The following is a 26,901-nucleotide window of genomic DNA, read 5'->3' on the forward strand; positions in this document are numbered from 1 at the left end:
AGTCCAAGGGCAACGTGCTGGACCCCATCGATCTGATCGACGGGATCGGACTCGAAGCGCTGGTCGAGAAGCGCACCAAGGGCATGATGCAGCCGCATCTGGCCGAGAAGATCGCCAAACAGACCCGCAAGGACTACCCCGACGGCATCCCCGGCTTCGGCACCGACGCGCTGCGCTTCACCTTCNNTGCGAGGGCTACCGCAACTTCTGCAACAAGCTGTGGAACGCCTCGCGCTACGTGCTGATGAACACGGAGGATCAGGATTGCGGCCAAGCCCCCGATCAATCCAGCAGCGAGCTGGAGCTCTCCGCGGCCGATCGCTGGATCCGCGCCCGTCTCAACGCCACCACGGCCACGGTCACGGAGGCCATCGAGGGCTACCGCTTCGACCTCGCCGCCCAGGCGATCTACGACTTCACCTGGAACGAATTCTGCGACTGGTATCTGGAGCTGTCCAAGCCCGTGCTCACCGGCACGAGCGCCAGCGATGCCGCCAAGCGCGGCACCCGCCGCACCCTGGTCGAGACGCTGGAGGCCCTGCTGCGGCTCGCCCACCCGATCATGCCCTTCATCACGGAGGAGATCTGGCAGAAGGTCGCGCCCCTGGCCGGCGCGCAGGGCGAAACCATCATGCTCGCGCCCTACCCCGTCGCCGACGCAGGCGCCGACGACCCCGAGGCCGTCGCCGAGATCGAGTGGGTCCAGCAGGTCATCCTCGGGGTGCGCCGGATCAAGGGCGAGATGAACATCGCGCCCGGTAAACCGCTGCCGGTCCTGGTCGCCAACGCCTCCGAGCAGGACAAGACCTGGCTCGCCGTGGCCCGGCCCTACCTGGATTTTCTTGCGCGCATCGAGTCAGTCACTCTGCTCGATGACGAGTCGAGCGCGCCGGAATCGGCGATCGCACTCGTCGGCAACATGAAGCTCCTCATCCCGATGGCCGGCCTGATCGACAAGGACGCCGAGCTCAAACGTCTCGACAAGGAGATCGGCCGCCTGACCGACGAGATCGCGCGGATCGGGCAGAAGCTCGCCAACCCGAGCTTCGTCGACAAGGCCCCGGCCGCCGTCGTCGACAAAGAGCGTGCGCGGCTCGTCGAGCAATCGACGGCGATCGGCAACCTACAGGCGCAGCGGGAGAAGATTGCGGCGCTGTGATCGGCGCGCCCTTCGACCCATCATTAGGATCCGAGAAGATCGAAGCTGCCGGAGGGCTCATTGTCCAGCGTTCACGTCTTCCCCCCAGCAGTTTCCACCGTTGCCCCGTGTCGCGGCACCAGGCGCCACTGCGGTCGACGTTCTCGGATGCCGGTCCATGACTGTTCGGTCTGTGTCGCCACGAGGATAGAGCGCCCGTCGCGCAAGAGCGTGCGCGCATAGCGCCGCGCCAACACGAGCGGAAAGCCGAAGCGTGCCCCGCGGCGGTTCTTCGCCAAGGGTTCGAGGCCGAGGCGCTGCGCCAACAACACGTCGTCGGCGCCGTAGAGTTCATAAAAGCGCCCGACCTCGAAGAAGACCACATCGCCAGGGAAGCGCTGGCGCAGCCAGCGATACTGTTCACGCACCGAGGTCAACTGGGGCGGGACCCGGTCCTTGCGCAGAAGCTTGCCTGTCGCGGCATCCAGAATGAAGTATTCCTGCAGAAAGGCAAAGCGTTGCCAGAGGCTAGCCCAGAGCCGTTGGCTGTTGGCCTTGCCGAGGTGCCCGCGGTAGGAGGCGAGCACCGCGTGCAAGGCATCGAGCAGTTCTGGCTCATAGCGAAAGCGCCGCAAACAGCGCCCCTCTCCAACAAGCTCGGCCTCGAAGGTCAGCAGCCGCGCGCGCAGGTTATTGACCACGCGCCGGCGCACCAGGCGATAGTCGCGACGCACGATATAGCCGAGGAAGTCCACCCCGTCGGACAGCGGGCGCAGGCGCTGGCGCGGATTCAGCGCCAGCTCCAGGGCCTGGTCGAGATAGCCCTCGATGGAGTCCCGCCAATCCACCAGCTGCTCGCGATCGGCGGACAGCAGTACGAAATCGTCACAGTAGCGCAGGTAATGCCGGCAGTGCAGCGCATGCTTGACGAACTGGTCGAGGCTATTGAGATACTGAAGTTTTAGGGTTCTGAGCCGGCAGACGTCGCGCGGCCTGGGCCTCAGGATTTTCGGTGGGGTTTGCGCGAAATCCGGCAAACCCTTCCAAAACTCCCCTACCCGTCCGCGCAGGCCCCCGAAAACCGCGAAACTCCAGTGACTTATACTGTCCCCTGTAACGGAGCGGGACGAGCTCCATTTACTGTCACCCGAATTCGCTGCAAAGCGCACGAGCGGGCCACTGCGGTGGAAGACCGAGCCGTGGCCTCGGCCCCGGCTACCGACTCGGCGTCTGTATCGCAGAAGGGGCCGTCTTCGAGCGGGGCCGACTGACGTTCTGCCTTGCACTGTACGGCGTCTGCGCCGTACAGTGAGTGTCTAGTGGACGGAAGATGAAGCGATGATGAAGACCAAATCCAAGCGCATCGAGGCCCGAGTCAAGCCGGACACGCTCGTCCTCGTACAGCGGGCCGCGGAGCTGCAAGGCAGCTCCGTGAGCGAGTTCGTGGTCTCTGCGGCGGAGAAGGAGGCCCGCAGGGCCTTGGAAGAAGCGTCGACGATACGCCTATCGGTCGAGGATCAGCGCCGATTCGTGGAGCTGCTGCTGAATCCGCCGGAGCCGAGGCCGGCCCTGGCGCGTGCGCGGGCCGCGCATGAGGCGCTGATCGGCCCGGTATGACCGATCACCCCTTCGAGATCAGGCTTCTCGGCAAAGAGGATCGCTCGGACTTCTGCTGCGGCGCTGAGCCATTGGATCGCTACTTCAAGACCCAGGTCGGCCAGGATCTACGCCGCCGGGTCAGCGCCTGCTACGTGGCAGTGGAGAAGACAACCGGGCGTGTCGCCGGCTACTACACGCTGTCGGCCGCCGATGTTCCGGTTTCCGACCTCCCCGTTGACATGACACGCCGGCTGCCCCGCTACCCCGCGGTGCCGGCGGCCCGCATCGGGCGGCTTGCCATCGACCGGCGCTTCCAGGGCCGCAGACTCGGCGGCGCGCTCGTGCTCAATGCAGCGATGCGCGCGCTGCGCTCCGAGATCGCGGTCTTCGCCCTGGTGGTCGACGCCAAGGACGACGAGGCCGCGGCCTTCTACCGCCACCACGGCTTCAACGCCTTCGCCTCGAGCCCACTCCAGCTCATCGCGCCGATCGAGACCTTCCGCATGCTGCTCGATTGACTGAGGCTGCGTGTCCCCCATGCCGCTGCTGCGACGCCCCTTCCGCATTTTATATGGACAGTAAATTTAACTCCGCCGGTAGAGTACTGCCTGCCCACAAGCCAGACCCGAAGCCCGGCAGCAGCGACGCTCGCATGCGAGGCATGTCCGCTCACTACGGAGCAGGATGGGTTGCATATACTGTCCCCGAATACGGATCCGTAGAGGGCGAACAGCAGCGACAGGTGTTCGGTCCGAGCCAGGGCGATCAGTGGCCAGGCGTCCGCGACGACGATCCTGTTCATTCTGACCCACCCGTCAACCCGCCCTCACAAGGCGGCGCCAAGCTCGTCCGCCAACTCCTCTGCCGGATAATCCACGGCAGCTAGGCCGAGGGATCCCAGCAGATCGATGAACCCATCCAGCGAGAGCCCCGCAACCTTCGCGGCTTGGGCGAGTGTCAGTTGGCGGTTCTCGAACAGGGTCAGTGCCAAGGCGCGATGCACGCCTTGATCGAGCAACCGCCGGTCGAACGGCACGGCGAGTATCGCGGGTCGGCCATGTTTCGTGATGAGCGCGGGTTGTCCGAGCTCGGCGTCTCTGAGCAGATCACCCGAGCGAGTACGCAGTTCCCGAACCGAGAAGACATCGAGCTTTTCCATCAGCCGCCTCAAATGAAACCGCACCCAGTGCGGTATGCGATGTTTTTTGGATGGGATCGGCCCTGGCAGACTTGACGACCGCCGGAATCGGCACGGTTTAGTGTGCTCACGAAGCGTAGCACAAAAAACGTCACACGCTGTCTGGGGGGTCTTACACGCGGCTGCATCCGACGCCGCCAAGGTGATTTCCGGAACAGGTAGAACCGGCTTGTAGGTGCGAATTGATTCGCACGCACAGCCGCGTCAGGTCTTCCGTCAATAAGGCAGGACATTGAACGCTTTTGCGTTCTTTGCGTTCTTTGCGTTAATTGTTGTCGAGCTCACCTCGACGAGCCGGGACCGACCCGAACGACGTGTTGGTCGCAGCCATCACGACTCCCCCGCCCGGCTCTTATGCACCTGACGAATCTCGTCGTTGCGCCGCTCGATCTCGCGTCTGAACTCCCGCCGCAGGGCCGCGCTCTCGTAGCGGCGGCGCTCGTTGGGTGTTTCGATCTGCAGCGCAGGCACCTTCACGGGACACCCTTGGTCGTCGACCGCCACCATCGTGAAGTACGAGGTCATGGCGTGGCGGGTGGTCTTGTGGATGATCTCCTCGGCGATGACCCGGATCCCCACCTCCATCGAGGTGTTGCCGGTGTAGTTGACCGAGGCCAGGCAGGTGACCAGCTCGCCGACGCGCAGCGGCTGGCGAAAGAAGACCTGATCCACCGAGAGCGTGACCACGTAGTGATTGGAATAGCGCGCGGCGCAGGCATAAGCGACCTGGTCGAGCAGCCGCAAGGTCGCCCCGCCGTGAACATGGCCCGAAAAGTTGGCCATGTCGGGCGTCATCAGAAGGGTCATGGTCAAGGTCTTGTGCTGCTGTTCCATGTAAAACCCGCTTGGCGCTGGATGAATCCGCTAGTATCGTGAGCGCCGCCGTCGGCGGCATGGCTCGAGCGCGGAGTTTGCGGCGTGTCGCGTCGGGCGACGGCGCTTTCGGCGCAGGATGGCCGACGCAGACGCTCGAGGATAGGCCGTGCGGTCGACTTCAACACCGACGCGATCGCCCGCGGCTCCGCCCCCCCATCCCAGCAGGATTCATCATGATGCGCGCCTCCGGACGACTTTCGTTTGTGCCCTACATGGGTCTTTTTGCTCTACTCATACCCGGCCTGTCGCTCGCGAGCGAGTCCGGGCAGTGGATCGACTTGACTGCGCATACCGTCGGCTATGCGGCCCTGAGCATCTTCGTAGTCGCCTACGTGTTCGTGATGGGCGAGGAGTTCCTGCACTTACGCAAGTCCAAGCCGGTCATCATCGCGGCCGGCCTCATCTGGGCGCTGATCGCCTACGTCTATTCGCAGAACGGCCTCACCCACGAGGCCGAGGCGGCGGTGCGCCACAACCTGCTCGAATACTCGGAGTTGATGCTCTTTCTGTTGGTCGCGATGACCTACATCAACGCCATGCAGGAGCGGCAGGTGTTCGATGCCTTGCGCTCCTGGCTGATCCGCAAGGGCTTCGGTCTACGTGCGCTCTTTTGGATGACGGGCGGACTGGCGTTCTGCATCTCGCCGGTGGCGGACAACCTGACCACGGCGCTCTTGATGTGTGCCGTCGTGATGGCGGTTGGCGGCGACAACACCCGATTCGTGACCCTAGCCTGCATCAACATCGTCGTCGCGGCGAACGCGGGCGGGGCCTTCAGCCCCTTCGGCGACATTACGACCCTGATGGTCTGGCAGAAAGGGATCATCGATTTCTTCGGGTTTTTCGATCTCTTTATCCCGGCACTGGTGAATTTCCTGATACCCGCTTTATTCATGCATCACGCCGTGCCCGACGTCAAGCCCCACATCAAGCTCGCAACGGCGCCGGCGAAACCGACTCGACGGGTATCCTTCTCGTACCACCGAGCCGCCGAACTCGAGGCCGAAACCGCGCCGGTGGACATCCACATGCGACGCGGCGCCAGGCGCATCATTTTGCTGTTCCTGCTGACGATCGCAACAGCGGTCGCCTTCCACAACTTCCTGCACTTACCGCCGGTCATCGGCATGCTGACCGGGCTCGGGTATCTGCAGTTCTTCGGCTTTTATCTTCGGATGAGCCATCACGGCTGGCAGAAACGCAACGTCGAGCGTGCGAATCTGATCGGCGACATCACGCCCTTCGATGTCTTCAACAAGGTGGCGCGCGCCGAGTGGGACACACTGCTGTTCTTCTACGGGGTCGTACTCTGTGTCGGCGGTCTCGGGTTCATCGGCTATCTCGCGATGGCCTCGGATGTCATGTATGAGCAATGGGGGCCGATCCCCGCCAACGTGGCCATCGGTCTCCTGTCCGCCGTCGTCGACAACATCCCGGTGATGTTCGCCGTCCTGACCATGAATCCGGACATGGATCAGGCCCAGTGGCTCCTGGTCACCTTGACCGCCGGTGTCGGCGGATCGCTGCTCTCCATCGGCTCGGCCGCCGGGGTCGCCCTCATGGGCCAGGCCCGCGGCGTCTATACCTTTTTCGCACATTTGCGATGGACGCCCGAGATCGCCTTGGGTTACTTCGCGAGCATCGTCGTCCATTTGTGGCTCAATGGTTGACGGCTCGCTGCCGCGGCGAGTGCGCCGATGAAGCGATGGTGGCGAGGGCGTGGCCCTGCCCTCCCGAGCCTTCTGATCGCACTGGCCGTGGCCGGCGCTTGGGTCATCGAACGTTGGGGACCGGGTCTGATCCCGGTCGATTGGTCATTCGCCGGGTCGAGTCGACTCTGCGCCTTGGATCAGGTGCTGGATGGGGATTCGCTCCGGCTGACCTGCAGCGGCAAGTCCATGGAGGTCCGTCTGTACTGTATTGACGCACCCGAGAAAGGCCAAAAGCCCTGGGGCAATCGGTCCCGAGCACACCTGAAGCGAATTGCCACGGATCGGGTCGAGCTTCGGCCCATCGAGACAGACCGCTTCGGGCGGACGGTGGCGGAGGTGTACACTGCCGACGGCGAGCGACTCTCGTTGAATCTCGAACAGGTCAAGCAGGGACAGGCTGCGGTCTATCCTCGCTATTGCGAGGAGTCGCGTTTCTTCCGCTCAGAGCGCAAGGCCCGGGCCGCTTCGGTAGGGATCTGGGCGACGCCGGGGGATCATCAGACCCCTTGGACCTTCCGACAGCGGCGTTGATGTGCGGGTCGGGACGCCGGGATCCTGCCCCGAGGGCTAGCGTTCCCATTACCCTTGGCCGATCAGGCCCTCAGCATCCGCCCCGTGCGTCCGTCGCGGATACGGGACGGCTGATCGGAGCCGACACAGGCCCCGGCGAGGATCATGTCCGGGACCTCGTCGAGCGCCAAGCGGACCTGCAAGGCCGTCCGGGCCGGTCGTCGGCCGGCTTGATTGGCACTCGTGGAGACGATGGCGCCGCCATAGGCGCTGCAGAGCGCGGCGGCAAGCGGGTGTGCCGTGACCCGAACCGCAAGGGTGTCGAAGCGCCCGGTCAACCATCGGGGTGTGTCGGACCGTGCCGGCAGCAGCCAGGTATTCGGCCCCGGCCAGCTGGCTCGGATCTCCGCCATCCGATCGGCGGCGAGCGGCAGGACGAAGGGTTCGAGCTGGCTCGGATCCGCGGCGATCAGGATCAACCCCTTGGCGACATCACGGCGCTTCATGCTCAGAATCCGCGCGACCGCATCGCCGTTACGAGGATCGCAACCCAAACCGAACACAGCCTCGGTGGGATAGGCAACCACGCCACCGTCCGCGATGATGCTGGCGGCACGCCGAAGACGCTGGTTCGGACGCTGGCTCGCCAGAGAGGCCGAGGTCATCGGGGAACCAAGCGCAACGCCGGGGATCCCACGAAGGCATCGGATGGTCGCGCCGGATCACGGCCGCAGGGCGATCGTCGGCAACCCTTGCCGGATCGCAACGAACCCCGAGACCGGGAATGGGTATACTGTATTTTTTCCCGCCGACGGTAACCGATACAGGAGCGGCCGGGCCAAACGGGCGAGTCCATCGTGACCAGCCTCGCAGATCCCGCGCCTTCGGCGAAGCCCGGCACACGCTCGATCTTTTTTTTCCTTTTGCACAACGGAGTTGACTTCATGACCCTGATCAAAAATGTTGGTAAGACCGATCGTAACATCCGTCTGGCTGCCGGCGGCGTTCTGGTTTTCCTGGGCATCGTCACGAACACGGTGCTCTTCTCGATCATCGGCTTGGTCGTGCTCGCGACCGGTGCGATCGGCACCTGCCCCGCGTACATGCCGCTGAACATCAACACGAACAAGGACGACAAGGCCTGATCCAGGCCCCGGTCATCGGACCCCGGTCACGCGCCTTTTACGAACCGTGACCGGCGGTCCGGACTCAGGCCGGACGCTCGAAGAGATAGTGGCTCACGTACCACTCCTGTCCCTTTCGATACCCGAACAGCTCGGCGCAGGCCATGAAGAAGAGGCGCCAGCGCATCCACCAAATGCCCGCTTGATCGCTGCCGTAAGTCTCTTCGAGAATCGGCCAGATGCGATCGCGTGCAGCATCCATCCGCCCCAGCCAGGCATTGAGCGTGCGCTCGTAATGCCGACCGTCCCAGCGCCAGCGCGCCACCAGCTTGAGATCCTCCTGAAAATGCAGCGGTAAATCGTCGCTCGGCATGATACCGCCCGCAAAGAAGTAATGACTCATCCAGTCGCTTGGACCGACGTCCTCGAAAGGATAGGGATGCTCGCGATGGACGAAGATGTGCATCAGGAAGCGCCCGCCCGGCTTGAGCCAATCGTAGACGTGGGCGTACAGCTTGCGATGGTTTCGCATGTGCTCGAACATCTCGAGCGACACGATCCGATCGTACTGGCCGTCGGCCTGAAAATCGTTCATATCCGCCGTGACGATCTCCAGATTCGTCAAACCCCGTCGATCGCGCTGCGCCTCAATGAAGGCGCGCTGCCCGCTCGAGTTCGAGACCCCGGTAATCCGGCAGCTCGGAAATCGCTCCGCCAGATAGAGGCTCATGGCACCCCAGCCGCATCCGAGCTCCAACACCCGATCGCCGTCTTGAATTCCGGCCCGCTCGGCCGTGATCGCCAAGGACGCCTCTTCCGCCTCTTCCAGCGACTGGATGCTGTCGGGCCAGTAACAGGAGCTGTATTTGCGACGTGGACCCAGCACCAGATCGAAGAAGGCCGCCGGCAGCTCGTAGTGTTGCTCGTTCGCGCGCTCCGGAACGTCCGCGATCGGCGAGGCGTCCATCATGGCGATGAAGTCGCGCTTCTCGCGCATCGCCGCCTCGCAATCCTCCGTCGGCAAGGTCGCCAGACGTCCGCGCAGCAGGGCGCGTATGCCGCTGCGCGTCACGCTGTCGGGGACCTTGCCTTGCTCGACCCAGCGGATCGCCGTTTCTGTTGCACGCACCATCGTCGTCTCCTTGTTCGTCCCGTGATACCGCGAGAGGTATTGGCGGGGAGCCCGGAGGGCAAGACGGCCGGGAACACAAAGTGCATCGCGCGGGCTCGCAGCTACCGGGGCGACATCTGCTCCAAGGCAAGCTTCAATGCGGACTCGCGATCCTCGACCCAGCGATCCTCGCGCATGGTCCCGCGCAAACCCAGGCGCTCCAATCGCGCGCGCGGCTGACCGTGAACACCGGCCATATAGACCGCGTGACCCTGTGAGAGCGCATCGCGCACCGTCGACTCAACCGCAACCGCAGTGGTGACCCCCATGTGCGGAACCTGGCTCAGATCGATAACGATCGCCTGTGCGCCTTCGAGCTTGGGACTCTGACGGCTGATGGCGGCGGCTGCACCGAAGACCAGCGGACCGCTGAGATAGAGGATCTTCACCCGACCGCGCCCTTGAGCCAGCAGCGCGCGCTCCTCGCACGACAGACCGGCGCAGGGCGCCTCGTCGCGCTTGCGCCGGGCCGGGAGAACACAGACGGACTCTTCCTGCACGTCGGCGAGACGCCGAATCGTGAGGACATTGGCCACGAAGAGGCCGATCGCCACGGCCGTGATCAGATCGACGAACACCGTCATGACGATGACGCCATAGGTGATGAGCGCACCCTTCATCGACACCCGATGGGCGCGGGCCAGAAAACCCCAGTCGATGATATCGATACCGACCTTCAGGGCGATGCCTGCAAGGACTGCCAAGGGGATGTTCGCGGTCAGCGCACCCGCCCAGATCACGACCACGGCCAGGATCGCCGCCCGGGTCAGGCCCGAGAGTGCGCTCCGCCCGCCGGCCTGGATGTTCACGACCGTACCCATGGTCGCTCCCGCTCCGGGAAGCCCGCCGAAAAGGCCCGATGCCAGGTTGCCGACGCCCTGTCCGAGCAGCTCCTTGTCGGAGTCGATCTGCTTGCGGGTCAAGCTGCCTGCGATCACCGAGGTCAACAAGGCGTCGACCGAGCCGAGCATCGCCAAAACGAGCGCATCGATCAGGATGGTCTGCCACTGGTCGATGGTGAACACCGGAAGCTGCAGCGAGGGCAGACCCGAAGGAATCTCCCCGATGCGACGGATGTCCTGATCCCCGAGCCACCAGATCGCAATCAAGGTGCCCACGACCAGCGCCACCAGCTGAGGCGGCAGGATGCGCTTGATACGCGCCGGCATCAGGAACAGGATCGCGAGGGTCAGACCCGCCAGAATCGCCTCTTGCGGATCGATTGCACGGACCATCTCGGGCAGGGCCTGCAGGGTCCCGATCACCCCGCCACCCGGCGCCGCCTGACCGATCAGTCCCGGCAGCTGCAGAATGATCAAGATGATCCCGATCCCCGACATGAATCCCGAGATCACGGTGAAGGGCATCATGGTGACATAGCGCCCGAGCTTCATCGCACCGAACGCCATCTGCAACAGGCCCGCGAGCATGACGACCGTAAAGGCCATCGCCATGCCCTGCTCCGGATTGGCCGCGATCAGCGAGGCGATGACCGCGGTGAAGACCACGGTCATGGGGCCGGTCGGCTCGGAGATAAGCGTCGGTGTGCCCCCGAACAGCGCCGCGAACAACCCGACCAAGACGGCGCCGTAGAGACCGGCCTCCGCACCGGCGCCCGATGCGACGCCGAAAGCGAGCGCCATCGGAAGCGCGACGACGGCGGCGGTGACGCCGCCGAAGAGGTCGCCGCGTAGATTGTCGAAGCGGATCTCGTTGAGAACGCGCATGCAGGCAGCTCCGATTCGGTATACTGACGAACAGTATCCGGATCGATGCGCTTCGACAATAATCGAAGTTTCTGTTGCCTTGCATATTCTTTCGTCTATGAATGGGGCCCGGAAGGCGCATCGAGGGCATCAGAATGCAGGCGCGCGCTTGCATAGACTATCGTAGATGTGATTGATAGAAATTATCGACTTTTTCCTATGCCGCTGATTCAGTAAGGTTCACGGCAGAGTTCGAAACGGCCTCCGCAGGCGAGGCGGACAAGGCACAGACCACAGGAGCTGACCATGAGCGTGAAGACCTACGATGCCGGTGTAAAAGAATACCGGGCCATGTACTGGACGCCGGACTATGTCCCCCTCGACACCGACCTCTTGGCCTGTTTCAAATGCACCGGCCAGCCCGGTGTGCCGCGCGAAGAGGTCGCCGCCGCCGTGGCTGCGGAGTCCTCGACCGGGACCTGGAGTACGGTGTGGTCGGAGCTCCTGACCGACCTGGAATTCTACAAGGGCCGCGCCTACCGCATCGAAGACGTGCCCGGCGATAAGGAGTCGTTCTACGCCTTCATCGCCTACCCGATCGATCTGTTCGAAGAAGGCTCGGTCGTCAACGTACTCACCTCGCTCGTCGGTAACGTGTTTGGATTCAAGGCGCTGCGTCATCTGCGCCTGGAAGACATCCGTTTCCCGATCGCCTATGTGAAGACCTGCATGGGCCCGCCGAGCGGTATCCAGGTCGAGCGCGACAAGCTCAACAAGTACGGTCGTCCGCTCCTGGGCGCAACCATCAAGCCGAAGCTCGGTCTGTCGGCCAAGAACTACGGCCGTGCCGTTTACGAGTGTCTGCGCGGCGGTCTGGATCTGACCAAGGACGACGAAAACGTTAACTCTCAGCCCTTCATGCGCTGGCAGAACCGCTTCGAGTTCGTCGCCGAGGCCGTGTCCGCGGCACAGGCCGAGACCGGCGAGCGCAAGGGTCACTATCTGAACGTGACCGCTGCCGACCCTGAGCAGATGTACGAGCGCGCCGAGTTCGCCAAGGAGCTCGGTCAGCCGATCATCATGCACGACTTCCTGACCGGCGGCTTCACCGCCAACACGGGTCTGGCCAAGTGGTGCCGCAAGAACGGCATGCTGTTGCATATCCACCGCGCCATGCATGCGGTCATCGACCGTCATCCCAAGCACGGCATCCACTTCCGCGTGCTGGCCAAGTGCCTGCGTCTATCGGGCGGCGACCATTTGCATACCGGAACGGTCGTGGGCAAGCTCGAAGGCGACCGCGGTTCCACACTCGGCTTCGTCGACCTGCTGCGCGAGTCCTTCATCCCCGAAGATCGCGCCCGCGGCATCTTCTTCGACCAGGATTGGGGCTCCATGCCCGGCGTCTTCGCCGTTGCCTCCGGCGGTATCCACGTCTGGCACATGCCGGCACTGGTGACCATCTTCGGCGACGACTCGGTCCTGCAGTTCGGTGGCGGTACTCAGGGACATCCCTGGGGCAACGCAGCCGGTGCCGCGGCCAACCGTGTGGCACTCGAAGCCTGCGTGAAGGCCCGCAACGAGGGTCGCGAGCTCGAGAAGGAGGCCCGCGAGATCATGACCAACGCGGCCAAGCACAGTCCGGAACTGGCGATCGCGATGGAGACCTGGAAAGAGATCAAGTNNTCAAGTTCGAGTTCGACACGGTCGATAAGCTCGACGTGGGTTGAGGCAAAGCCTCCTGCCGCCAGCCTCCGGCCTCCTGCTCGGGATGGCGCTGGCTGAGATCCGAGTCCGCCAAGGCAAAGTTGCAAAGCGGCTCGCAGCGCGGCGGGAGGGACTCAACCCCGGCAGCAGCCGATGGCTGGAGGCTGGAGGCTGGAAGCTGGCGGCTCTAAAGCACCCACTCGAACCCAACGCATTCGCACAATGAGGACCGAAACCATGCCTTTCCAAAGCACCACGGGCGACTACCAAACCAGGCGCACACTGGAGACCTTCGGGTTTCTGCCGCCCATGACCCAGGAGGAGATCTTCGACCAGATCGCCTACATCATCGCGCAGGGCTGGACGCCGGGTATCGAGCATATCCACCCCAGCAAGGCCATGAACCACTACTGGACCATGTGGAAGCTACCCTTCTTCGGGGTGACCGATCTGGCCCAGGTGGTGAGCGAGCTCGAGGCGTGTCATCGCTCCTATCCGGATCACCATGTCCGCGTAACCGGCTACGACAACTACACCCAGAGTCAGGGCTCCTGCTTCGTGGTGTTCGAGGGTCGCGGCTGATCGCAAGTCCAACGGTAGTCTAGGCTCCNNCTGCCGCCGAGCCGAAAGGTGCCGAGCACCCGAGATCCAGTGTTTCAACACCGAGCGAGCGGCGCGATCGCCGAGCCGGTGATGCGAACGGCGACAGGGCTCTGTCGCGTTGCGGCAATCATCGCTCATGCGCTCCACGTCCAAGGGAACGACCATGCCCAGCAAAGCGAATCTGAGATCGAGCGGCCGCGAGGCGGCCTTGGCACGTCGCCGTGCCTTGTCCACTCAGGGCAAGCGAACCAGCGCAGCCGCCGGGGCGGCCGAGCGTAGCCGCACGCCCGAGGTTGCTGCGGTGCGTCGCCCTACGACGCCACAACCGCAGGTTGCGCCGGCTGCCGCCGCGGAATCGGTGTCGAGCACCGGGTGGGGCGGTGTCGCATCGGCACCTTCACTATCCAGGGTCGTCTCGCCTGCTCGGCGGGTACAGGCTCCGGCATCTGCATCAGGCACCAGCCGCGCGGAGGCCAGGGCTCGACGCGAGGCACTGTCCAAGGCCGGCAAGCGGGCCGATCGCAGGGCCGATCGTACACGCGTCCCGGCGCCGAAAACGGCGACCAAGGCCGTTCGCGACGACGGTTCGGATTGCGGCTGCGGCTGCGGCGGAAACCCGGAAGCGACGAAGGAGCGCGGCTCGATGACGGACGCAGCGCGCCTCTCCTCGGATCGCCGGGGCGCATCGTCTCTCGCCGCCACGACCAATCCATCGACCAACGGGACGCGACGTAGCGCCAAGCGCATCACTGCCGTCAAGCCCACCGGGCGCATGCTGGCGCTCGCTCGACGCTCCGCCACGTCCGGCCGCGGCAAGGCTGCGGTCAATACCCCGGCGACCACGGCGAGTCTCGCGCGCCAGGCCAACCCGCAGCTGTCCGGGCGCGATCTGGCCCAAACCGTTCGCGCGCATCGCAGCACCGCAGGCTCGGCCGGGACACGCAAAGTCCAAGCCACGGGGCGGGTCAGACCGGGGCGTGACCGTCAGGTCGGCGGGGCCGAGGATCAGCCTTGGAAGGTCGGTCTGAGCGAGACGGCACAAGGTCAATTCGTGACCGGCACCCGGGTCGGACGCAGACGCTCGGTCACCGGCGACGAGCCGAGCGTCTGTCGCGAGGTCACGGGGACCGAGTACATGGGCGCCGAGATCTTCCGCGAGTTCTGCCAGACCGAACCGCCCAAACCGACCCCGAAGGTCCAGGTGACCACGACGAGCCACGGCAACGCGGTGACCGGCAATGAGGTGGGACGTTCACCCCGGGTGACGGGCGACGAGCCCGGGACCTGCAAGACCGTGACCGGTACGGAATATCTGTCGGCCGAGCAGGCAAGCGCATTCTGCGGGACCGCCTTGACGCCGAACCCGCGTCAGACCGGGCGCACCAAGACCACCGGCGGTCGCCCCGTCTCGGGTGTCCTGCCGGGCCTCTCGGCCAAGGTCACGGGCAACGAGCACGGCGCGGGGATCCAGCCGACCGGCAGTCAGTACATGTCCTCGGCCAACGGCGACCTGCCCGATCTGAAGAGGGCGCCGCCGAAGGTCAACCTGACGCAGACGCTCGGCGGCGGATCCGTGACCGGCACCCGAGTCGGGCGCAGTGCGAAGCTGACCGGCGACGAGCCCGGGAGCTGTCGACTGGTGACCGGCGACGAATATGTCGGCGCCGAACAGTACAAGGAGTTCTGCGGCATCCAGCCGGCCCCGATGGAGGCACCGAAAGTCGGGCTGTCTTCGACGCCGAAAGGGCTGACGGTCTCAGGCACGCAGACCGGTCGCTCGGCTCGGGTCACGGGTGACGAGCCCGGCACCTGCAAGGTGGTCACCGGCACGCCCTATGCGGGGCTGGAGCAGACGGCGACCTACTGCGCCCCGGAGCAGCAGCGCCTGATCGCCGAGCGGATGCGTCCGATGGCTGCGGCGATGGCGGCGCGTATGACCGGCACCCAGCCGGGGATCGGCGGGGTCATGACAGGTGCCTCCAGGGGTGCTTGCGAAGAGATCAGCGGGACGCCCTATGTCGGCGTCGACCAGTTCGAGGAGACCTGCGGAAGCGCTGCGCGCCCCGGCGACAGTGACTTCCCCCAGCTGTTGCCTCAACCACTCGAGGCCGTGCCCTGGCAGAGCTTCAGCGTCGAGTCGCCTGCACGGCAGGCGTTTCAGGCCAGCCAAGGAAGCGGCGTGACGGGCACACTCTACGAGCAGGAGGGGAGGATTACCGGCCCTTTCGGAATGGGCACGGGCAAGATCACGGGAACTGAACAGTTTCGCTTCGACCGTGGTCCGTCCGTGCCGGGAAATCTGTTGCAGATGGCGCACGCCGAGACGGCAGGGGGCGATGCGGCACCCGCAGCGGTCCGCTCCCGGGTGACGGGCGAAGGCCAAGCTGCCGGGACCAAGATCACGGGTGACGATTGGGAGCGTGGCGAGCGTGTCACCGGGACCGAGGGTCCCTCCGCACGGCGCCGCAACCCGACCCGCCCGGGAGCGATGGCCGCGATGGCTGCCGTCAAGCCGAAGCGCAACGAGGAGCTTCCTGCGCCGGTGAGTCGAGTCACCGGAGCCAGCGGCAACACGGATCGCGGTTCGCTCATCACCTACTCGGGTGGGGCGAGGGGCTGAGCAGCGGACACGGGAACGATCCGCGAGATCGGATCTTCCCGACCGAGTCATACGCAAGCCCACATCGGAATCTGACGAGACAACGAGGTCATGTCGAAACAACGCCGTCCAACCCGAGCGAGCCTGATCTGGGCGTCCGCACACGAACCCACCCCGCCCGGCTATCGGTCGCGGGATCAGGGCGAGTCTGTCTCGGGTGCGCCCACGGCGATGCCGCAACCGGCAACGTCGGATCTGGTCAAGTCGGAGCTGGCGAAACCGGAACAGGCCGGGCGGACTGCAGCGGCACGTGCCCCCCGGATGCGCCCGCGGCCCTCGGCTCGGTCGGCCGGCGCAAATGTCCCGCAGCGGATGACGCGCCAGACCACTCGGGCCGTCGCTGCCGAAACAGCCGGTGGGCGCGCTCCGGGTCCGAACGGGCTTCACCCGCTCACCGATCGTGACGGCAATGCACGGCTGCAGCGCTACGAGGATCGGGTCAAGACGGCGTTCGATCGGATCGTGCCCGTGCTCAAGCAGATCTCGGCGCTCCAGCACGAGTCCGATTTCGAGCAGCACGCGCAGTCGATCGCCCGGGCAGAGCTTGGATTCGATCTGCCCGAGTACATGCTCGCAGACGCCTGGGTGACTCAGCTCGACCTGCGTCGTCTGTTCGCCTGGTGCGTGTTCGAGACCTACCGTCGGATGGCGGACGACTTCTTCGCGAACGACCCGCTCGGCGGGCGCGAGGTCCATGCCCTCGACCGATTTCTCCAGGACTGCGGCTTCCATCAGCTCGATGTGACGCCCTGTGCGGACGGACGCTTGGCACACGCCATCAGCTATGTGCTGCGCCTGCCCTTCGGCGCGGTGCGGCGCAAGCCCTACGCCGGGGGATTGTTCGATGTCGAGAACACGGTCTCCAAGTGGGGCGAGGTCGAGCTCGGTCGGTTCCGTGAAGGCGTACCGAACACCGCGGATTCGCCCACGCGCTATCTGAAGACGGTGATCTATCACTACAGTTCGGTCGATCCGCACCATCAGGGCTGCGCGGCCCACGGGTCGAACGATGCGGCGGCTGCACAGGCCGCCCTGGACCGACTCCTGGCCTTCCGCCAGTCGGTCGAGAACGGTTTCTGCTGCGGTGCCTCGGTGGCATTGCTGCTGATCGGCATGGATACGGACACGGACGCGATCCGGGTGCATGTGCCCGACGGCGAGGGCCGCATGGATCTGACGCAGTCGGTCGACGCGATCAAGGTCCACGCCATCACCCGTGACCTGGAGCCGGCCGCAGCGCGTGCGCGGGTCGCCGAGCTGGTCAAGGCGCACGCGCCGGCAAGCGCCGATCCTGGCATGCTCCGCCTGGTCGCACGGCTGATCGAGAACAACCTGTCGCAGATTGACTATGTGCGACAGGTGCACGGCGGGCGCTACGCCGACGCGGGTCACGCCGAGCGCTTCATGGGCGTGGGCATCGGGTTCGAGGAGATCCAGCTGCGCAACCTGACCTACTTCGCCTACTTGTACACGGTCGAGGAAGGTGCGGCGGATTTGGACGTGGGGCGCAAGATCTTCGGTGGGCTCAATGTCTCGCGCGGTCTGCCGATCCCGATCGTCATCCGCTTTGATTATCACGGCGGTGTGCCGGGTGCGCGCGAGCGCGCAACGACACGCTGTCGGCGGCTCGATGCCGCGCTCGCCGGCCGGTTCGCCGATCTCGACGACCGCGGCCTGCTGCACCGCCTGCTCGTCGTGCGCGACAGCGACGCGGGCACCGGCATCGAGGTCGTCGGATGCTCGCTGACCGCGCCGACCGCGGGAGGCCACTGATGAAGATCTGTCAGGTGGAGCGCCCCCTGGTCTCGACCAACCGGATTCCGGGGTTCGAGCACAAGCACCTCTTGGTGGTGCGCGACGGGAGCACACAACAGGTCGCGGTCGATGCAGTCGGCTGCGTGCCGGGCGACTGGGTGATCTGTGTCGGCAGCTCCGCGGCGCGCGAGGCGGCAGGCAGCAAGGAGTATCCGAGCGACCTGACCATCGTCGGCATCATCGATCATTGGCCGCCCGAAACGGGTGCCGGGTCGCGAGGTGCGGCCTGATGGAGATCAGGCAGGTCATCGGATCGCTGGTCTGCACGCATCGCGTGACCGGGCTCGGGCATTGGGATCTGCGGCTGCTGCAGGATACGAAAGGCAAGCACTACGTCGCCACCGACCCTGTGGATGCCCGCCCCGGAGACTGGGTCTTCGTGGTCAGCGGATCGGCTGCCCGGTATGCGATGGGAGACGCCGGGATTCTCACCGACCTGACGATCGGCGGGATCATCGATCGCTGGGAGGAAGAGCGAGCCAAGGCGGTCGAGTCGACCGCCGTGGCCACTGACCGAGCGGCATGAGGGCATGAATCCGGCCGGGTCCGCCCGGCGTGGTCAGCCTCGACGAAGAGCTTTGAATCTGGATTGAAGATGATCGGGCAGCATCGCCCGCGGCGACTTGGTACACAGAGGAGATAGAAACGATGGCAAACGAAAAATTCGGAATCGCGCTCGGCATGATCGAGACCCGCGGACTGGTCCCCGCCATCGAAGCGGCGGATGCCATGACCAAGGCCGCCGAGGTGCGCCTGATCGGGCGCGAGTTCGTCGGCGGCGGTTACGTGACCGTCCTGGTGCGCGGCGAAACGGGCGCGGTCAATGCCGCCGTGCGTGCCGGTGCCGACGCCTGCGAGCGCGTCGGCGACGGCCTGGTGGCGGCGCATATCATCGCCCGCCCGCACCGCGAGGTCGAGCCGATCCTCCCCGTCGGCGGCCCGGCCGTCGACTAATCAAAGGTCAGCAACACGCGAAGATCAAACAGCCGGTGGCTGATCGTTGATAGCCACTGGCCAAAAGCGAATCGCGAGATACTTCATCAACGATCTACACGACACTTAACGATTGGAGAGCACAGATGGCCAGTGAAAGCTACGGGATTGCATTGGGGATGATCGAGACGCGCGGCCTGGTGCCCGCCATCGAAGCGGCTGACGCCATGACCAAGGCCGCCGAGGTGCGCCTGATCGGGCGCGAGTTCGTGGGCGGCGGTTACGTCACCGTTCTGGTGCGTGGCGAGACGGGCGCGGTGAACGCCGCGGTGCGTGCCGGTGCCGATGCCTGCGAGCGCGTCGGCGACGGTCTGGTGGCGGCGCACATCATTGCTCGCCCGCACCGCGAGGTCGAGCCGATCCTCAACCGGACCCTGCCGGCGGCGGCCGACTGATCGAGAGGCGTTGAGCCATTGGCCGCTCGATAACGGCGGCAAGGGTGTTGAAGCATGAGACACGCACGCATTCATCCTCGTACCCTTGGCTATCTCGGTCGTGCCTTGAGCTTGGAGCTGTCCGCTGTCCAGCAGTACATGACCCAGGCCTCGCTCGCTGAGGCCTGGGGCTTGCCGGAAGCCGCAAGGCGTCTGCGCGAGGAAACGGTCGAAGAGATGCAGCATGCCGAGCGCATCATCCAACGCATGTTGGCGCTGGGTGTGGCACCGAACGGATCGCACCTGCGTCCGGCCGGCGTCTCGCGCAATCTGGTCGATCTGTTGCTTCAGGACTCGGTGCTCGAAGGCGAGATCGTCGCACTCTATCGCGAGGCGGTGATCTTCTGTCGACGCGTCGGAGACCGGGAGAACGGCGACTTCTTCGAGGCACTCCTGAACGAGGAGTCCGCCCACGCCCGCGAGATCGATGACTGGCTGGCCTCACTTGGTGTCCCGCGCTATCGTGACCCCTCGGAACGCGCCTACTTTTAAGGGATCCCCGTCATGAATCAAGGCTGGAACGAACGTCAGCGTCCCGTTCGCCTCGAACGGCGTTTGGAGTTTGCCGACTACGAGGCCACCCGCGACTTTTTGGACCGGGCGGCGAGCCTCTCGGAGCGCCTCGCGATCTATCCGGACATGAGCTTCGGGCGGACCTACGTGAACATCACGTTACATGCCGAGGACGACGCGACCGAGGTAGCAGAGCCGCTTCGGCAGTTCGCCCGCCAGATCGATGCGCTGCTCGAAACCGAGAAGACCCTCGATGAGTAATCAAGACCCCAAAGAGGCCGTCCCCGGAGCCGTCAAGGCACCGACCGATCCGTCGGCAACGTCGGCCGCGCCGCGCACGACACCCACCAAGCCGAAAGCGGCGTCTCGGCCCAGCACGCCCGGCTCGACAACACCTCCGAAGAGCGCGAAGGCCAAGATCGCGCTCCGTCCCGCGGCGGTCGCGGATAGGCAACGCGCTTCGGTCAAAACCACGGAAACACCAATCGCTTCGCAACGGCCCCGGCGTGTTTGGCCGGACTGAGCATCCATCGGGCCATCGCGCGTGATCTCAGGCGACCGGATGACCGCGGCGAACCCAACCCAAAAAGCGTCTGCCCAAAGCGAGGCGACGGGTCGCTTCGTGCGACACGCCACCTTGCGTCAGCTTCAACTCCTCGAGGCCATCGTGCGCCTGGGCAGCTTCACGCGCGCCGCCGAGGAGATGTTCCTGACCCAGCCGACCGTCTCGATGCAGATCAAAAAGCTGACCGACACGGTCGGCACCCCGCTGTTCCTGCATGTCGGTCGCAACGTCGAGCCGACCGATGCCGGTCGCGAGGTCTACAGCGCGTGCCGCACCATTCTGAGTACACTCACGGACCTCGAGATCAAGCTCGCCGACCTCAAAGGGCTCAAAAGCGGGCGCTTTCGTCTCGGTGTCATCACGACAGCGAAATACTTCGCCCCCGAGATCCTCGGCGCCTTCTGCGAGCAATTCCCGGGTATCGACGTCTCGTTGAAGGTCACCAACCGCACGCGCATCATCGAGCGGATGGATGCGAACGACGACGACCTCTACATTTTCGGTGAGCCCGGCGGCGCGGGTCTTGACGTCGAGGCCACCTATCTGGCCCCCAACCCCTTGATCGTACTCGCGCGCAACGATCATCCTCTGGCCCGCGAGACCGGCATCACGATGGAGCGGCTGGCCTGGGAGCGGTTTTTGCTGCGCGAGCCCGGCTCGGGCATCCGCGACTCGGTGGTGCGGCGCTTCGCCGAACGGGGCCTGCGCCCGAACGTGCGCATGGAGCTCGGCAGCAACGAGGCGATCAAGCACGCCATCATCGCCGGTCTGGGCATCTCCGTACTCTCGCTGCATACCCTCACGCTCGACGGGGGGGCCGGGCGTCTGGTCATGTTGGACGTCGAGGGCTTCCCGATCGAGCGAACCTGGTATCTGGTCCACCCCAAGGCCCGCGACCTCTCGACCATCGCCAAGGCATTCCTCGCCTTCTCGGTCGACCGCGAGCCCGAGATCCGCGCATCGCTCGATCGCACCTACAAGATCCTGCGGAACACGCCTGCACCCGAACGGGATAGGGGTCACGCGTCCGAGCCTTCCGGACGATAAACAACCAGACGCGGCCCCAATCGGTCTTTCAGTGCGGGATCGATTGCCTTGCGGGTCACCCAGAGATAGGCGCTCGCCTCGCCCGCTCGGTCCCAAGAGCCGACCGGGTCTAGATTCTCCGGAAGCGGCCGATCCGACGACCACCACTCGCGCCCGCACGCCTCCTCGATGATGACCACGCGCTCGCCGTTGACGACGGCCGCCGCGGCATGCAGCAAGGCCTCGCGGTCCGCCTCGACCCGCCAACCCAGCTTACGACCCAGGAGATCGACCGCGATCGTTTCCTGAACATCGGACGACGTGGTCAGCACGGCTGTCGCCCCGAGCAGACCGGCGATCCGCTGCGCACTCGCATTGGCCCCGCCGAGGTGCCCGGACAGGATAGGGATCACGAAGCGCCCGGCCTCGTCGATCACCAGGACGGCGGGATCGCGCGTCTTATCCACGAGCAGCGGCGCGATGAGACGCACCACGACACCGGCCGAGGCGATGAACACGAGTTCGGCGCGGTCGACGAAGAGCCGAGTCACGAGCCTGGAAACCGGTTCGTCGATCGATGCGACGCATACGACATCGTTCGGCTCGAGCGCCTCGCGGAACCTCTCCGGAACATGTACCTCGACCGCCCGGGAAACGACCCCGGACACCGCCATTCGAGACGCAAGAAGCCCCGCCAGCACAGTGCCGCCCCGGGTCAAGGCGAGAATCGCCGTACCGCTCCGATGCAACGCCGGTCTCCTCGTGGGCAAGAGCGCCTCACGAAAAAAGCACTTATAAAAACAAGGCGATAACCTCCAAGTAGCGATTCAACAACCACCGAAACGCACCGGATGGGTAGAGCGCAGCGAAACCCATCCTCACAGCGCAAACGCCCAATTCGGGCGGCGCCACCACCCGTGAACCATTCCGCGCCGGACGGGGTTTAACCGGACCCGACCCGACAGAGCGTTTCGCCCCGGGCATCCTGAAACCATACCCCCTCCCCGCTCGGCAGGCCGACACGGTAGGCTAACGCAAGCGCTGCGCGAGTCAGCGCGACACGCCAGCCCGAGCCGTCTATCACAATGCTGTCCCCATCGGCCTGCAGCCGAGCATCCGCAAGACGCAGGTCGACCAGCCCGCCACCCGGCGAGGACATCCTCAACCGTGCATCGGTCCAGCCGAGCGCCTCCTCCAGCAAGGCGTGGGGCGCCGGATCACGAACGACACGCCAAGGTGCGATCTGCGCCTCGGACAAGGCATCCAGGACCTGACTCGAGTTCGCATCCAGCGCCCGAGCGGCGGCCTCGACCCCCTCATTCAGCGCGGTCTCGACCAGGGCGCGGCGCCAACCCTCGAGCCCGCTCGACAAGGAGACCCGCGCCGTCTCGCCGGGACGCGCCGCCCCGTCGGCCAACCGATACTTGAGCCCGTAGCCCCGCGGCGTGACCATGAGCCCCGCACGCACGAAGGTGCTCGAGTTGCCGATGATGAGGTTGGTCAACATGCCGACCTCGCCGTCGGCGATCTCGGCCAAGGTGGTCAGGCGCACGTCCTGGCGTTGGCGATAAGCGGCCCGCACCACGGCGACCGGCGTCTGCGGATCACGATGGCGCAGAAACAGATCACGCGCCTCTCGGAGCTGGTCCGGTCGGCGACTGCTCTTGGGGTTATAGAGCGCCGTGACGAAATCAGCGCGCGCCGCGGCCTCCAAACGCCGGGCGATGACCGGCCAAGGGGTCAGCATGTCCGAGAGCGAGATGGCACAGAAGTCATGCGTCAAGGGCGCACCGACCAGGGAGGCGCACGAGGACGCCGCCGTCACACCCGGCACCACCTCGACCGCGATCCCGTTATCCGGCGTCCACCCCTGCTCGAACAACAGCTCGAACAGCGGACCGGCCATCCCGAACACGCCCACGTCTCCGGAGGACACCAGCGCGACGGTCTGTCCCGCCTGCGCCAGCGCCACGGCCTCGCCGCAGCGGTCCAGCTCCTCGGCCATCTCGCGGGCGATGACCTGCTTGTCCTTCACCAAGTCGGCGATGAGCCGGACATAGGTCCGATAGCCGACGACCACGTCGGATGCCGCGATGGCCACGCGCGCGCGGCCCGTCATCTCGGCGGTGTCGCCGGGACCCAAGCCTACCAGGTAGATTTTCCCGTTGCTCATCGGGACCTCCTCGGGTTCGACGGCGGCGCGGCGACCCTGCAATGTCGAGACGACCATGGTCTCTTCACGTCGTCGTTTCTTCGCCGCCTTCTCGGCCGGGGTGAGCTTACGCTTTGGTTTAGCCATCGGAAGAGGTGGAATGCGTCGACTGAGTCGGGAGATCTTATCCGATTGCCGGAGCGCTGACCTGCCGCAGTGCCCCACTCAGTCCCCATTCAGATCAGGTCAGGGCCGCTCGCACCCGCGCGGAGACCCACTCGCTGAGGATCACGGTCGCGAGGATGACGATGAAGATGAGGGTCACCTGCGGCCAGGCGAGGCCGTCAACGGACGCCTTGAGCTGGAGCCCGATCCCGCCCGCGCCGACTAGACCCAGAACGGTCGACTCACGGATATTGATGTCCCAGCGGAACAGGGTGATGCCGGCAAAGGCGGGCATGATCTGAGGCACGATGCCGAAGTCCAACACCTGCGCAGGTCCGGCTCCGGTCGCGCGGACCGCCTCGACCTGCCGCGGGTCGATCTCCTCGATCGCCTCGTAGAGCAGCTTGCCGATGAACCCGATCGAACGCAGCGCGATCGCAATGATCCCGGCCAGCAAGCCCGGGCCCAGGATCGCCACCAGCAGGAGCGCCCAGATCAGTGCGTTGACCGAGCGCGAGGCGACGATGATGAAGATGGCGACCGGGCGGACGAACAGGACGCTCGGCGTCGTGTTGCGCGCGGCCATGAAGGCGACTGGCACGGCCAGGAGGATCGCCATCAGGGTCCCGAGTGTCGCAATGTTGATGGTGTCCCAAAGCGGCGCCCAAAGCTGATCCATATAAGACCAGCGCGGCGGCACCATCCGGTCGATGAGATCCGCGGCCTGCTCCGGCGCGTCCCACACGAAGGCCCAGATCTGATTGCGGGTCATCGCCTCCCAGGCTACGACGAACAGCAACACCAGCGCCAACCACCCACACCAAAGCGCCACCGACGCAAGCCCTGTACGCTTGCGCCAGATCGGGCCTTCGGGGGTCTGCCGGATCGCCATCACTGCACCCGAGCGCGCACCCAACCGGAGACATACTCGGTCACTAGCACGATGGCAATGATGAGGATGAGGATGGCTGCGGCCGAGTCGTATTCATAACGATCCAGCGCGGTGTTCAGGGTCGCGCCGACGCCGCCGGCGCCGACGATCCCGATCACCGCCGATTCGCGAAAATTGATGTCGAGCCGGTAGAGCGAGAGCCCGATCAGACGCGGCGTCACCTGCGAGCGGATCCCGTAATCGAGCACCTGCCACCAGCCGGCGCCGGTCGCGCGGATCGCCTCGACCTGGGCCGCATCGATGTCCTCGATGTCCTCGGCCAAGAGCTTGGCGAGAAAGCCGATGGTGGCGAACGCCAGCGTCAGGAAACCCGCGAGCGGCCCGAATCCGACCATCGCGACGAACAGGATGGCGACGATGATCTCCTGGAGCGAGCGCGAGAGCGCGATCAAGGCACGGCAGGCGAGATAGACAGGGGATGTTGCAATGTTGCGGGCGGCCCCGATGCCGACCGGGATCGAGATCATGACCCCGACGACCGTTGCCGTCAGGGTCATGGTGAGGCTTTCGAGCAAACCCTCGCGGATATCGTCCCAGCGCGAGACGAAATCCGGTTGAGCAAAGCCGCCGAGAAAGCGCAGTCCCCGCTCCCAGCCTTCGCTCAAGCGCCCCCAATTCACCTCGACGGCACCGATGCCGACGACCAGATAGAGCACGACGCCCAGCGAGATGGCCCACCGCAGGCGGACGTCCGCGATCAGCGGCGGACGGCGCCAATGGCTCGGATAGATCACGGCAGCAAAACGGGAGGCATCCTCGACAATCGAGGGCTCGCCGTTGACGTCCCCAACCCTCACAAGGCGCCGACCAGCTCGTCGGTGTCCGGCAATCCCGGTGGTGCGGACCGATCGACGTCGGTCTGCTCGCCCGTTCCAGTCCAGTCTTCTTCGCCGTAGATCTCGGTCAGGACCTCCGGCGTCAGCCCGTCCGGAGGCCCGTCGTAAACGACGACTCCCGCCCGCAACCCGACGATACGGATCATGAACTGCTGGGCCAGGACCACGTCGTGAATGTTCACGATGGCCGCCAGACCCTGCTCGGCGCAGACCTCGCGCAGCAGGCGCATGATCTGACGCGAGGTCTTGGGATCCAGACTCGCCGTCGGCTCGTCCACCAAGAGGATGTCCGGATCCTGAGCCAAGGCGCGGGCGATGCCGACCCGCTGACGCTGACCACCCGAGAGTGCATCGGCGCGCTTATCCGCATGCTCCATCAGGCCGACACGATCCAAGAGCCGAAAGGCGTTGCGAATGTCGTCGGGCGGAAACCGGCGCGCCAGGCTGCGCCAGAACGAGACGTATCCGAGCCGACCGGAGAGCAGGTTCTCCATCACGGTCAGACGCTCGACCAAGGCATACTCTTGGAAGATCATTCCCATCCGTCGCCGCGCCCGTCTCAGCCCTCCCCGGCCCAGCCGTGTCACCTCCAGGTCACCCAGCCAGATCCGGCCCGAAGTCGGCTCGACCAAACGATTGACGCAACGGATCAGGGTCGACTTCCCCGCCCCGGACGGCCCGATCAACCCTACGACCTGTCCCGCCGGGATCTCCAGCGAGACGGCCGACAGGGCAAGATCACCGGTGCGGTAACGCTTGGTCAGGGATTCGAGACGAAGCATCCGGGCGTGCAAGCGAACTCGCGACGGTTCACTGACAGTCGTAGCGCACATCCATCGCCGTATCGATCCGGCGAACCACCTCCCAGTGAGTCTTGTAATCGATCGGGATGAATTGCGACTCGCCCGACTTTTCGAACTCGGCCGCCAGCTCAGAGCCATCCCACGGGAAGCTGAAGAAGGCATCTCTGATCGCGTCGACAAGCTCGGGCTTAAGATTGTAGACGTGCCCGTAACCTGTCGTCGGGAAGGTCTGTGACGTGTACAAGCTCACCACCTGATCCGGCTGAACGACCCCGCGCGCCAGCATCCGCCGGAGCACCGAGTTGGCGATCGCCGCAGCCGGATAATCCTTGTTGGCGACCCCGATGATGGAGTTGTCGTGCTTACCCGAGAACACCGGCTCGAAATCCTTCTCGGCATTCAGCCCGTACTCGGCCTTCAGCATCGCCGAGGGTGCCTTGTAGCCCGAGTTGGAGGTCGGCGCAGTGAAGGCGAGCTTCTTGCCCTTGATGTCCTCGACCGCCTCGATGCCGCTGCCGGGATAGGTGATGATCTCCATCTCGTAGCCGTAGCTGCCGTCGGCCGACGCCATCATGGCGAAGGGCACGAAGCCGGCGCAGTTGACCGCGAGCGGGTTGGACCCATCCCATTATACACAACTTTGA

General features: G+C 65.1%; 27 protein-coding genes and 3 pseudogenes. 17 read left to right on the forward strand and 13 right to left on the reverse strand.

Going from position 1 to position 26,901, the window contains the following annotated elements; all coding sequences use genetic code 11:
• Window positions 1–1,159: pseudogene (locus B4N44_RS15305) on the forward strand (class I tRNA ligase family protein); the annotation flags it as partial.
• A gap of 71 nt (window positions 1,160–1,230) precedes the next feature.
• On the opposite strand, the gene B4N44_RS15310 reads toward B4N44_RS15305, so the two are convergent.
• Window positions 1,231–2,175 (reverse strand): hypothetical protein, encoded by a 945-nt coding sequence (locus B4N44_RS15310; RefSeq protein WP_296702531.1) that lies wholly within the window; start codon window positions 2,173–2,175, stop codon window positions 1,231–1,233.
• 301 nt (window positions 2,176–2,476) lie between these two features.
• Here B4N44_RS15310 and B4N44_RS15315 point away from each other — a divergent pair, with 301 nt between their 5' ends.
• Complete coding sequence (locus B4N44_RS15315) at window positions 2,477–2,755, forward strand: DUF1778 domain-containing protein (RefSeq protein ID WP_296702533.1); 279 nt, start codon at window positions 2,477–2,479, stop codon at window positions 2,753–2,755.
• A complete protein-coding gene (locus B4N44_RS15320) occupies window positions 2,752–3,255 on the forward strand; it encodes a GNAT family N-acetyltransferase (protein WP_296702536.1) in 504 nt (167 codons plus the stop codon). Before B4N44_RS15315 ends, B4N44_RS15320 begins: the two co-directional genes overlap by 4 nt.
• A 308-nt stretch (window positions 3,256–3,563) precedes the next feature.
• On the opposite strand, the gene B4N44_RS15325 is transcribed toward B4N44_RS15320, so the two are convergent.
• Together B4N44_RS15325 and B4N44_RS15330 are read right to left on the reverse strand one after the other, a co-directional pair.
• Complete coding sequence (locus B4N44_RS15325) at window positions 3,564–3,896, reverse strand: type II toxin-antitoxin system prevent-host-death family antitoxin (protein WP_296702537.1); 333 nt, start codon at window positions 3,894–3,896, stop codon at window positions 3,564–3,566.
• A 369-nt stretch (window positions 3,897–4,265) separates the two neighbouring features.
• Window positions 4,266–4,769, reverse strand: coding sequence for an acyl-CoA thioesterase (locus B4N44_RS15330; protein ID WP_296702540.1), 504 nt, complete (start codon window positions 4,767–4,769; stop codon window positions 4,266–4,268).
• 215 nt (window positions 4,770–4,984) lie between these two features.
• Between B4N44_RS15330 and nhaD the strand changes: the two genes are divergently transcribed.
• Together nhaD and B4N44_RS15340 are read left to right on the forward strand one after the other, a co-directional pair.
• Window positions 4,985–6,481 (forward strand): sodium:proton antiporter NhaD, encoded by a 1,497-nt coding sequence (gene nhaD, locus B4N44_RS15335; RefSeq protein ID WP_296702543.1) that lies wholly within the window; start codon window positions 4,985–4,987, stop codon window positions 6,479–6,481.
• Between the two features lie 27 nt (window positions 6,482–6,508).
• Window positions 6,509–7,054 carry a thermonuclease family protein gene (locus tag B4N44_RS15340; protein ID WP_296702546.1) on the forward strand — a complete coding sequence of 182 codons (546 nt, stop codon included), beginning with the start codon at window positions 6,509–6,511 and terminating at the stop codon, window positions 7,052–7,054.
• 62 nt (window positions 7,055–7,116) lie between these two features.
• On the opposite strand, the gene B4N44_RS15345 is transcribed toward B4N44_RS15340, so the two are convergent.
• On the reverse strand, window positions 7,117–7,698 hold the full coding sequence (locus B4N44_RS15345; protein WP_296702549.1) for an L-threonylcarbamoyladenylate synthase: 582 nt from the start codon (window positions 7,696–7,698) through the stop codon (window positions 7,117–7,119).
• Between the two features lie 279 nt (window positions 7,699–7,977).
• Here B4N44_RS15345 and B4N44_RS15350 point away from each other — a divergent pair, with 279 nt between their 5' ends.
• Window positions 7,978–8,178: a YgaP family membrane protein gene (locus tag B4N44_RS15350; RefSeq protein WP_007195599.1), complete on the forward strand. Its 201-nt coding sequence runs from the start codon at window positions 7,978–7,980 to the stop codon at window positions 8,176–8,178.
• A 64-nt stretch (window positions 8,179–8,242) separates the two neighbouring features.
• On the opposite strand, the gene B4N44_RS15355 is transcribed toward B4N44_RS15350, so the two are convergent.
• Both B4N44_RS15355 and B4N44_RS15360 read right to left on the reverse strand, forming a co-directional pair.
• Entirely contained in the window at window positions 8,243–9,289 is a 1,047-nt protein-coding gene (locus B4N44_RS15355; protein ID WP_296702556.1) for an SAM-dependent methyltransferase, read from the reverse strand.
• 101 nt (window positions 9,290–9,390) lie between these two features.
• Window positions 9,391–11,055 carry a SulP family inorganic anion transporter gene (locus B4N44_RS15360; protein ID WP_296702558.1) on the reverse strand — a complete coding sequence of 555 codons (1,665 nt, stop codon included), beginning with the start codon at window positions 11,053–11,055 and terminating at the stop codon, window positions 9,391–9,393.
• A gap of 285 nt (window positions 11,056–11,340) precedes the next feature.
• Between B4N44_RS15360 and B4N44_RS15365 the strand changes: the two are divergent.
• From B4N44_RS15365 to B4N44_RS15410, 10 genes and pseudogenes are all read left to right on the forward strand, one after another.
• A pseudogene (locus B4N44_RS15365) lies at window positions 11,341–12,764 on the forward strand (form I ribulose bisphosphate carboxylase large subunit).
• Between the two features lie 214 nt (window positions 12,765–12,978).
• On the forward strand, window positions 12,979–13,323 hold the full coding sequence (locus B4N44_RS15370) for a ribulose bisphosphate carboxylase small subunit (protein WP_296702561.1): 345 nt from the start codon (window positions 12,979–12,981) through the stop codon (window positions 13,321–13,323).
• Window positions 13,324–13,987: 664 nt separating this feature from the next.
• Entirely contained in the window at window positions 13,988–15,964 is a 1,977-nt protein-coding gene (locus tag B4N44_RS15375) for a CsoS2 family carboxysome shell protein (RefSeq protein ID WP_296702564.1), read from the forward strand.
• 300 nt (window positions 15,965–16,264) lie between these two features.
• Entirely contained in the window at window positions 16,265–17,776 is a 1,512-nt protein-coding gene (locus B4N44_RS15380; RefSeq protein WP_414718160.1) for a carboxysome shell carbonic anhydrase, read from the forward strand.
• Window positions 17,776–18,048, forward strand: coding sequence for a carboxysome peptide A (locus tag B4N44_RS15385; RefSeq protein WP_296702570.1), 273 nt, complete (start codon window positions 17,776–17,778; stop codon window positions 18,046–18,048). The genes B4N44_RS15380 and B4N44_RS15385 overlap by 1 nt, the downstream gene beginning before the upstream one ends.
• Window positions 18,048–18,344: a carboxysome peptide B gene (locus tag B4N44_RS15390; protein WP_296702572.1), complete on the forward strand. Its 297-nt coding sequence runs from the start codon at window positions 18,048–18,050 to the stop codon at window positions 18,342–18,344. Before B4N44_RS15385 ends, B4N44_RS15390 begins: the two co-directional genes overlap by 1 nt.
• Before the next feature lie 122 nt (window positions 18,345–18,466).
• Window positions 18,467–18,772 (forward strand): BMC domain-containing protein, encoded by a 306-nt coding sequence (locus B4N44_RS15395; protein ID WP_093036074.1) that lies wholly within the window; start codon window positions 18,467–18,469, stop codon window positions 18,770–18,772.
• Between the two features lie 125 nt (window positions 18,773–18,897).
• Entirely contained in the window at window positions 18,898–19,206 is a 309-nt protein-coding gene (locus B4N44_RS15400; protein WP_093036077.1) for a BMC domain-containing protein, read from the forward strand.
• Between the two features lie 54 nt (window positions 19,207–19,260).
• Window positions 19,261–19,737: a ferritin-like domain-containing protein gene (locus B4N44_RS15405; RefSeq protein WP_093036080.1), complete on the forward strand. Its 477-nt coding sequence runs from the start codon at window positions 19,261–19,263 to the stop codon at window positions 19,735–19,737.
• Window positions 19,738–19,749: 12 nt separating this feature from the next.
• Window positions 19,750–20,019 (forward strand): 4a-hydroxytetrahydrobiopterin dehydratase, encoded by a 270-nt coding sequence (locus B4N44_RS15410; RefSeq protein ID WP_296702582.1) that lies wholly within the window; start codon window positions 19,750–19,752, stop codon window positions 20,017–20,019.
• On the opposite strand, the gene B4N44_RS15415 is transcribed toward B4N44_RS15410, so the two are convergent.
• Window positions 20,020–20,175: a hypothetical protein gene (locus B4N44_RS15415; RefSeq protein WP_296702585.1), complete on the reverse strand. Its 156-nt coding sequence runs from the start codon at window positions 20,173–20,175 to the stop codon at window positions 20,020–20,022.
• A 145-nt stretch (window positions 20,176–20,320) separates the two neighbouring features.
• On the opposite strand from B4N44_RS15415, the gene B4N44_RS15420 reads away from it, so the two are divergent.
• Window positions 20,321–21,370: a LysR family transcriptional regulator gene (locus B4N44_RS15420; protein WP_414718159.1), complete on the forward strand. Its 1,050-nt coding sequence runs from the start codon at window positions 20,321–20,323 to the stop codon at window positions 21,368–21,370.
• On the opposite strand, the gene B4N44_RS15425 is transcribed toward B4N44_RS15420, so the two are convergent.
• The 6 genes and pseudogenes from B4N44_RS15425 to phnD form a co-directional block, all read right to left on the reverse strand.
• A complete protein-coding gene (locus B4N44_RS15425; protein WP_296702589.1) occupies window positions 21,343–22,098 on the reverse strand; it encodes a cobalamin biosynthesis central domain-containing protein in 756 nt (251 codons plus the stop codon). The genes B4N44_RS15420 and B4N44_RS15425 overlap by 28 nt on opposite strands.
• Before the next feature lie 194 nt (window positions 22,099–22,292).
• Window positions 22,293–23,648: a precorrin-3B C(17)-methyltransferase gene (gene cobJ / locus B4N44_RS15430; protein ID WP_296702591.1), complete on the reverse strand. Its 1,356-nt coding sequence runs from the start codon at window positions 23,646–23,648 to the stop codon at window positions 22,293–22,295.
• Window positions 23,649–23,742: 94 nt separating this feature from the next.
• On the reverse strand, window positions 23,743–24,558 hold the full coding sequence (gene phnE / locus B4N44_RS15435) for a phosphonate ABC transporter, permease protein PhnE (protein ID WP_296702594.1): 816 nt from the start codon (window positions 24,556–24,558) through the stop codon (window positions 23,743–23,745).
• Window positions 24,558–25,415 (reverse strand): phosphonate ABC transporter, permease protein PhnE, encoded by an 858-nt coding sequence (gene phnE, locus B4N44_RS15440; protein WP_296702595.1) that lies wholly within the window; start codon window positions 25,413–25,415, stop codon window positions 24,558–24,560. The genes phnE (B4N44_RS15435) and phnE (B4N44_RS15440) overlap by 1 nt, the downstream gene beginning before the upstream one ends.
• Window positions 25,412–26,236, reverse strand: coding sequence for a phosphonate ABC transporter ATP-binding protein (gene phnC, locus B4N44_RS15445; RefSeq protein ID WP_296702598.1), 825 nt, complete (start codon window positions 26,234–26,236; stop codon window positions 25,412–25,414). Before phnC ends, phnE (B4N44_RS15440) begins: the two co-directional genes overlap by 4 nt.
• A 28-nt stretch (window positions 26,237–26,264) precedes the next feature.
• Window positions 26,265–26,864, reverse strand: a pseudogene (gene phnD, locus B4N44_RS15450) (phosphate/phosphite/phosphonate ABC transporter substrate-binding protein); the annotation flags it as partial.
• Window positions 26,865–26,901: the final 37 nt, after the last annotated feature.

It is taken from the genome of Thiocapsa sp. UBA6158 (assembly GCF_002423035.1).
Classification (GTDB): Bacteria; Pseudomonadota; Gammaproteobacteria; order Chromatiales; family Chromatiaceae; genus Thiocapsa.

Bases quoted from the DNA above. Each gene is read 5' to 3' on its own strand.
- B4N44_RS15315 (WP_296702533.1), top strand. From the start codon at position 2,477: ATGATGAAGACCAAATCCAAGCGCATCGAGGCCCGAGTCAAGCCGGAC.
- cobJ (WP_296702591.1), bottom strand. From the start codon at position 23,648: ATGGCTAAACCAAAGCGTAAGCTCACCCCGGCCGAGAAGGCGGCGAAG.
- B4N44_RS15420 (WP_414718159.1), top strand. From the start codon at position 20,321: ATGACCGCGGCGAACCCAACCCAAAAAGCGTCTGCCCAAAGCGAGGCG.
- B4N44_RS15370 (WP_296702561.1), top strand. From the start codon at position 12,979: ATGCCTTTCCAAAGCACCACGGGCGACTACCAAACCAGGCGCACACTG.
- B4N44_RS15345 (WP_296702549.1), bottom strand. From the start codon at position 7,698: ATGACCTCGGCCTCTCTGGCGAGCCAGCGTCCGAACCAGCGTCTTCGG.
- B4N44_RS15390 (WP_296702572.1), top strand. From the start codon at position 18,048: ATGGAGATCAGGCAGGTCATCGGATCGCTGGTCTGCACGCATCGCGTG.
- phnC (WP_296702598.1), bottom strand. From the start codon at position 26,236: ATGCTTCGTCTCGAATCCCTGACCAAGCGTTACCGCACCGGTGATCTT.
- B4N44_RS15330 (WP_296702540.1), bottom strand. From the start codon at position 4,769: ATGGAACAGCAGCACAAGACCTTGACCATGACCCTTCTGATGACGCCC.
- B4N44_RS15325 (WP_296702537.1), bottom strand. From the start codon at position 3,896: ATGGAAAAGCTCGATGTCTTCTCGGTTCGGGAACTGCGTACTCGCTCG.
- B4N44_RS15320 (WP_296702536.1), top strand. From the start codon at position 2,752: ATGACCGATCACCCCTTCGAGATCAGGCTTCTCGGCAAAGAGGATCGC.
- B4N44_RS15355 (WP_296702556.1), bottom strand. From the start codon at position 9,289: ATGGTGCGTGCAACAGAAACGGCGATCCGCTGGGTCGAGCAAGGCAAG.
- B4N44_RS15400 (WP_093036077.1), top strand. From the start codon at position 18,898: ATGGCCAGTGAAAGCTACGGGATTGCATTGGGGATGATCGAGACGCGC.
- B4N44_RS15385 (WP_296702570.1), top strand. From the start codon at position 17,776: ATGAAGATCTGTCAGGTGGAGCGCCCCCTGGTCTCGACCAACCGGATT.
- B4N44_RS15395 (WP_093036074.1), top strand. From the start codon at position 18,467: ATGGCAAACGAAAAATTCGGAATCGCGCTCGGCATGATCGAGACCCGC.
- B4N44_RS15380 (WP_414718160.1), top strand. From the start codon at position 16,265: ATGCGCCCGCGGCCCTCGGCTCGGTCGGCCGGCGCAAATGTCCCGCAG.
- B4N44_RS15360 (WP_296702558.1), bottom strand. From the start codon at position 11,055: ATGCGCGTTCTCAACGAGATCCGCTTCGACAATCTACGCGGCGACCTC.
- B4N44_RS15375 (WP_296702564.1), top strand. From the start codon at position 13,988: ATGACGGACGCAGCGCGCCTCTCCTCGGATCGCCGGGGCGCATCGTCT.
- B4N44_RS15410 (WP_296702582.1), top strand. From the start codon at position 19,750: ATGAATCAAGGCTGGAACGAACGTCAGCGTCCCGTTCGCCTCGAACGG.
- nhaD (WP_296702543.1), top strand. From the start codon at position 4,985: ATGATGCGCGCCTCCGGACGACTTTCGTTTGTGCCCTACATGGGTCTT.
- B4N44_RS15340 (WP_296702546.1), top strand. From the start codon at position 6,509: ATGAAGCGATGGTGGCGAGGGCGTGGCCCTGCCCTCCCGAGCCTTCTG.
- B4N44_RS15350 (WP_007195599.1), top strand. From the start codon at position 7,978: ATGACCCTGATCAAAAATGTTGGTAAGACCGATCGTAACATCCGTCTG.
- B4N44_RS15405 (WP_093036080.1), top strand. From the start codon at position 19,261: ATGAGACACGCACGCATTCATCCTCGTACCCTTGGCTATCTCGGTCGT.
- phnE (WP_296702594.1), bottom strand. From the start codon at position 24,558: ATGGCGATCCGGCAGACCCCCGAAGGCCCGATCTGGCGCAAGCGTACA.